This is a genomic window from Halobacterium sp. CBA1126 (assembly GCF_009741975.1).
Classification (GTDB): Archaea; Halobacteriota; Halobacteria; order Halobacteriales; family Halobacteriaceae; genus Halobacterium.
Window position 1 is genome coordinate 1 of sequence record NZ_WPCF01000128.1, and the last position, 6107, is coordinate 6107.

Genomic DNA, 6107 nt, shown 5'->3' on the forward strand with positions numbered 1-6107 from the left:
TCGGCCGGAGTCGATGATGGCGACCTCGTCGCAGAGCCGCTCGGCCTCCTCGATGTAGGTGGGTGGTGAGGAGGACCGTGGTGCCGTCGTGTTCCAGCCCGCTGATGACGTCCCAGAGGTCGTGGCGGAGTTCCACGTCCACCCCGGGCGGTGGGCTCGTCGAGGATGAGCGGCGGCAGCGGCGCCTCCCCGTCGATGCCCTCCGCGAGCAGCCGGTAGATGGCACACCGCAGGCTGAGGTTGAACAGCGCGCGCTCCCCGCCAGACAGCTGCTCGGGCTCCAGCGGCTCGCCGTCCTTCTGGTAGACGGTGAGCTCGTACTCCCCGGAGAGCTCGATGCGGGCGTAGGAGTCGTTCTGGTAGACCAGCTCGAACGTCTCGTTCAGCAGGCGCTCCAGTTTGGCGACGTTCTGCTGGCGGAGCTCCGCGCGCAGGTCGCCGTACGTCGCCTCCAGCTCCGAGACCTCGTCGTGAATCTCCTCGAGCTCCGCGAGCCGGGCGGCGACGGTCTCGCGCTGCTCCCGGAGGGCTTCGAGCTCCTCGATGGCGTTCTCCGCGGCGCCGACCTCCGCCTGTAGCTCGTCGCGGCGCTCGCGGAGCTCCTCGAGCTTGGGCTCGACCTGTTCGAGGTAGTCCTCGGCGCGCTGCTTGTCGGCTTTCGCCTGCTCGACGCGCTCCTCGTCGAACTCCGCCTCGAGGCGCTGTTTGCGGTCCCGGAGGTCGCTCAGGCGGTCCCGGCGCTCCTCGTTCTGGTCCGCGAGGCTCGCGCGCTTCTCCACGAGCTGGTCCGCGGACTCGCGGTGGTCGGCGGCCTCCTCCAGGACGTCCGCGAGGTCGCCGAGCCGCTCGATGCGCTCCTTCAGCGCCGACTGCTCGGCGTTCAACTCCGCGAGCTCCTCGCGTTTGGCTTCGGCTTCCTCGCGTTTGGCCTCGGCCTCCTCGCGCGCTTCCTCGGCTTCGGCCTCGAGGTCCGCGGCTTCCGCCCGGGCTTCCTCGGCGTCTTCCCGGGCCTCGCTGGCGGCGTCCTCTCGGTCCTCGCGCTTCTCGACGGCGAGCTCGCGGTCCCGTTCGAGGTCCGCGACCTCGCGCTCGCGTTCCACGAGCGACTCCGCGCGGTCGATGCGCTCGGTGACGTCCTCGACGTCCGCCTCGATGGTCTCCAGTTCGGCTTCGAGGTCGGCGACGCGCTCGCGGTACTCGTCGACGTTCTCGACGTGCGGCGACCCGTCGACGGGCTGGCCGCACTCCGGGCACTTCCCGGCGTCCAGTAGCTCCTCGGCCTCCGCGACGCGGTCCTCGGCGGACTGGAGGTCGGCGCGGACGCGCTCGCGGCGCTCCCGGAGGTCCTCGAGGTCCGCCTCCAGCGATTCGAGGTGCGCCTCGGCGTTCCCGAACTCCACGGACGCGTCCTCGAAGGCCGCCTTCGCCTCGGCGATCTGCTCGTCCAGTTCCTCGATGCGCTCGACGGCCGCTTCGCGCTCCTCCTCGAGGTCGTCGGCCTCGGCCTCGAGTTCCTCGGCGGCTTCCCGGCGGTCCTCGGCGCGTTCCTCGAGGTCTTCCGCGCGCTCGGCGGCGTTGTCCGCCTCCGTCGAGAGCTTCGACACCTCCGGCGCGACCTCGGAGACGCGCTCGGTCACGTCCTCGCGCTCGGCGGCGAGGTCCTCGCGCAGTTCCGCGGCCGCGTCGGCGTCCGCCTCGTCCAGTTCCGTCTCCGCCGCGAGGTCTTCGGCCTCGGCCTCGCGTTCCTCGGCGCGCTCGCGGTGGGCGGCTACCTCGTCGGCGAGGTCCTCGCGCTCGCTCTCCGTCTCCGCGATGGCCTCCCGGACGTCGCCGATGGTCTCCTCGACGTCCGCGAGCTCCTCGCGCTTCTCCTCGTAGGTCTCAAGGACGCTCTCGGCGTCTTCGAGGGTCTCTTTCGCGCTCTCGCGCTGGTCCTCGTAGTTCTCGAGGTCCTCGGTGACCTCCGCGAGCTCCGACTGCAGGCTCGCGAGGGTCTCGTGTGGGTTCTGGGCTTCCTTCGCCTCGATTTGCTCGTCGAGCCCCTCGAGTTTCCCCTCGACGTTGCTCTTGACGTCCTCCACGCCGAGTCTGGCGTCGCCGGCGCGCTGGCGGTACTCCTCCAGTTTCCCGAGCTGGAGGAGGTCGTCGAGCATGTCCTGTCGGGTGCTCGGGGAGGCGTTGATGAGCTTGTTCACCTCGCCCTGCCGGACGTACGCGCAGTTCACGAACGCCTCCGCGTCCATCCGCAGCAGGTCCGAGACGTACGCCTCGACGTCGGTGACGCCGTCGATGCTCCCCGAGGGCGTCTCCAGCGTGCAGTCCGGCGTGGACGCGCGCTCGCCGGTGTTCCGCACGCGGCGGTGGACGTGGTAGTCGCTGCCCGCGTGCGTGAACCAGAGGTCGATCTCCGCCTCCTCGGCGCCGATGGTGACGATCTCGTCCAGCGTCTTGTCGAGCGCGGACGCGCCGTACAGCGCGAAGAAGCAGGCCTCCAGCAGGCTGGACTTCCCGCTGCCGTTCAGCCCGTGGATGACCGTGACCCCGCTGTCGAGGCGCACGTCCGCGTCCTCGTAGCACTTGAAGTTCCGCAGGGAGACGCGCGTGAACCTCACGAGAAGTCCTCCATGGTCGTCGCCTGCGCCTGTTCGTCCGGCTCGCTCTCGGCGTCCGCGTCCACGTCGGTCTCTGCGGTTTCGTCGGGCTCCGGCCCGACGTCCCCGTCTGTCGGCTCCTCGTCCAGCGCGTCTTCGACCCGTCGCTTCACGCGCTCGCGGACGTTCGAGTCCGCCACGTCGAGGTCCCGGACCGTGTCGTCGACGTCGAGGCCCGCTTCACTCAGCCCCATCTCGCGGACGCGCTCGCGGACGGCCTCGTCGGGGTCCGCGAACGACACCTCGACCTCCTCGTCGGTCTCGACCTCGCGGCGGTCGTTGACCCGGGTGAGGAGTGCGCCCTGCTCCTCGCCGAACCGCTCGACGTCCGCGGGCGTCACCGTCTCGCCGTCGCCCTCCACGGTGACCACGACGACGGCGTCCTCGAGGTCGCGCTCGCGGAGGCGCTCCCGGACGTACTCGGTGCCGTCCTCCGGCCCGAGGTCGACGTCCACGAACACGAACTCCCGCGTGTCGATGGCCTTCCGGGAGATGGCGACGTCGCCGCCGTCGAACTCCACGACGTTGTAGCCGCGGGGGTCGCGCTCGCTGGCGCTCGCGCGCTCCGTCGACCCGCAGTACGTCACCCAGGTGTCGCCGACCTGCGCGGTGTCGGCGGCGTGGTTGTCGCCGAGGAGGACGGCGTCGAAGTCGACGTTGGCCTCGCCGAGCACCTCGTCGAGGTCCCAGTCGGCGTGCGCGAACGGCGTGAACAGGCCGTGGGAGACGAGCGCGGTGTGCTCGGCGTCGGGCTCGGCGAACTCGTAGTCGAGGGCGTCGCGCTTCGACTCGGGGACGTAGTCGAGGCCGTAGAACGCGGTGTCGCCGACGCGCCGCCCGGTCTCGTCGAGGCGTTCGGCGAGCCCCAGCGTCTCGAAGAGGTCGAGCCACTGGGCGTCCCGCGTCCCCTCGTGGTTGCCGACGATGGCGAGGAACGGGATGTCGGCCTCGCGGAGCGGCCGCAGCGCGTCGATGGTGCCGAGGATGTCGCGGAGGCCCGGGCGGCGGTCGTGGTAGAGGTCGCCGGCGTGGACGACGGCGTCTACGTCCGCCGCGACGGCGTCCTCGACGACGGCCTCGAAGGCGTCGAGGAAGTCCTGCCGGCGCTCGGGGGAGTGGTACTGGCGGTAGCCGAGGTGCGTGTCCCCCGTGTGGATGACGCGAGCCATTACTGTGGGGATGTAGCGCTACGCCGGATAAAGGTTCGGCGCTTCAGTGGGGGGCCGCCCGACCGGCCGCGGGCGGCCGACACAGCAGAACGGACGCCGGGTTACGCGAGCGTGTAGATGCGCTTGCGGGCGTCCGAGAACGAGAACCGGGACTCGACGACGTCCTGTTCCTCGAGGCGCGTGAGCGCGTAGCGGACGGTGCGGGCGGGCAGCAGCGTCTCCTCCGCGAGTTCGCTCTGCGTGAGGGTGTCGTTGTACTCCAGGACTTTGGCGACGAGCTTCGCGCTCGGTGGGAGGTCTTCGAGTGCTTCGACCGTCTCGGTGTCGTCGGCGATGGCGCTCATACCTCCACGTACTGAATGCACTTAGATAATGGTTTCGCTATCGAAAATACCTCTCGGTAATCCTCGGTGCGGGGGGGTTGGGTCACCCGAAGCCTCTTATGAACTAACACCCTACCCAGTGGTGATGACTGAGACCGCAGAGGACGCCGAGCTCCCCTACGACGACGGCGCCTCTCTCCAGGAGAAAATCGAGGCGCTGGAGGAGCAGCTCTCCGCCCTCGAGGACGAGAACGAGGAGATGCGGGACCGCCTGCTCGACGCCAACGCCGAGAACAACAAGTACCAGCAGAAGCTCGAGCGGCTCTCCCACGAGAACAAGAAGCTCAAGCAGTCGCCGCTGTTCGTCGCCACCGTCCAGGAGCTCAACGACGAGGGCGCCATCATCAAACAGCACGGCAACAACCAGGAGGCCCTCACCGAGGTCACCGACGACCTCCGCGAGGACCTAGAGCCCGGCGCCCGCGTCGCGGTCAACAACTCCCTGTCCATCGTCGAACGCCTCGACGACGAGGCCGACGTCCGCGCCCGCGTCATGGAGGTCGACGAGTCCCCCGACGTCGGCTACGAGGACATCGGCGGCCTCGACGACCAGCTCCGCGAGGTCCGCGAGACCGTCGAGCTCCCGATGAAGGAGCCCGAGATGTTCGACACCGTCGGCATCGACCCGCCGAGCGGCGTGCTCCTGCACGGCCCGCCCGGGACGGGGAAGACGCTGATGGCGAAGGCCGTCGCGAACCAGACCGACGCCACGTTCATCAAGATGGCCGGCAGCGAGCTCGTCCACAAGTTCATCGGCGAGGGCGCGAAGCTCGTCCGCGACCTCTTCCAGGTCGCCCGCGACCACGAGCCCGCCGTCGTCTTCATCGACGAGATCGACGCCATCGCCTCCAAGCGCACGGACTCGAAGACCTCCGGCGACGCCGAGGTCCAGCGCACGATGATGCAGCTCCTCAGCGAGATGGACGGCTTCGACGAGCGCGGCGACATCCGCATCATCGCCGCGACCAACCGCTTCGACATGCTCGACCGCGCCATCCTCCGCCCCGGCCGCTTCGACCGCCTCATCGAGGTGCCGAACCCCGACGAGACCGGCCGCGAGAAGATCTTCCGCATCCACACGCGGAGCATGAACCTCGCGGAGGACGTCGACTTCGCGCGGCTCGCCGCCGAGACCGACGACAAGTCCGGCGCGGACGTCGCCGCCATCTGCACCGAGGCGGGGATGTTCGCCATCCGCGACGACCGCGAGGAGATCACGATGCAGGACTTCGAGAACGCCCTCGAGAAGCTCGAGCAGGACACCGAGGCGAGCGCCGAGCCCTCGCGGACGTTCGCGTAAGCCCCTCGTCCTCTCCGGTCTCACTTTCTCCGGTCTCACTTCTCTCGGTTCGACGCCGCGTAGCCTCGGCGCCGTCACCGCCGTCCGACCCGAGACGGTTTCCCGCTCGACGCCGTCGTTCGGGCCGTGTCCTCGCCGCGAGCCGCCACCGCGTCCGACGCCGACGCCTTCCAGTCGCGTCGCGCGGTCGCGGTGGTCGTCGGCGTGGTGTTCGTCGACCTGCTCGGGTTCGGCGTCATCATCCCCGTGCTCCCGTTCTACGTCCGCTCGTTCGGCGTCAGCGACGTCTTCATCGGGCTGCTCGCGGCGTCGTACTCGCTGGCGCAGTTCGGCGCCGCTCCCGTCCTCGGCCGCATCTCCGACGAGCGCGGCCGCCGTCCCGTGCTCGTGCTCTCGGTCGGCGTCGCCGGCGTCGCGTGGCTCGTGTTCGGGTTCGCCTCGCAGGTCGGCGCCGCCGCCGGCACGACCGCCGGCCTCGTCGTGCTGTTCGGCGCGCGGCTGCTCGCCGGCGCCGCCGGGGGTAACATCGCCGCCGCGCAGGCGTACATCGCGGACGTGACGCCGCCCGAGCGCCGCGCCGGCGCGCTCGGCGGTCACTTCGTCC

At 70.0% G+C, this 6107-nt stretch carries 5 protein-coding genes; 2 read left to right on the forward strand and 3 right to left on the reverse strand.

The window, feature by feature from the left end; all coding sequences use genetic code 11:
- From rad50 to GJ634_RS13505, 3 genes are all read right to left on the reverse strand, one after another.
- The coding region (gene rad50 / locus GJ634_RS13495; protein ID WP_331714180.1) for a DNA double-strand break repair ATPase Rad50 at window positions 1-2612 on the reverse strand (2612 nt) is incomplete at its 3' end.
- Window positions 2609-3820: a DNA double-strand break repair protein Mre11 gene (gene mre11 / locus GJ634_RS13500; protein WP_157503388.1), complete on the reverse strand. Its 1212-nt coding sequence runs from the start codon at window positions 3818-3820 to the stop codon at window positions 2609-2611. The genes rad50 and mre11, both read right to left, overlap by 4 nt.
- 101 nt (window positions 3821-3921) lie before the next feature.
- Window positions 3922-4164, reverse strand: coding sequence for a helix-turn-helix domain-containing protein (locus tag GJ634_RS13505; RefSeq protein ID WP_157503390.1), 243 nt, complete (start codon window positions 4162-4164; stop codon window positions 3922-3924).
- 124 nt (window positions 4165-4288) lie between these two features.
- Between GJ634_RS13505 and GJ634_RS13510 the strand changes: the two genes are divergently transcribed.
- Entirely contained in the window at window positions 4289-5503 is a 1215-nt protein-coding gene (locus GJ634_RS13510; RefSeq protein WP_157503392.1) for a proteasome-activating nucleotidase, read from the forward strand.
- A 126-nt stretch (window positions 5504-5629) separates the two neighbouring features.
- Window positions 5630-6107 (forward strand): MFS transporter (locus GJ634_RS13515; RefSeq protein ID WP_331714181.1); only part of this gene is annotated, 478 nt, incomplete at its 3' end.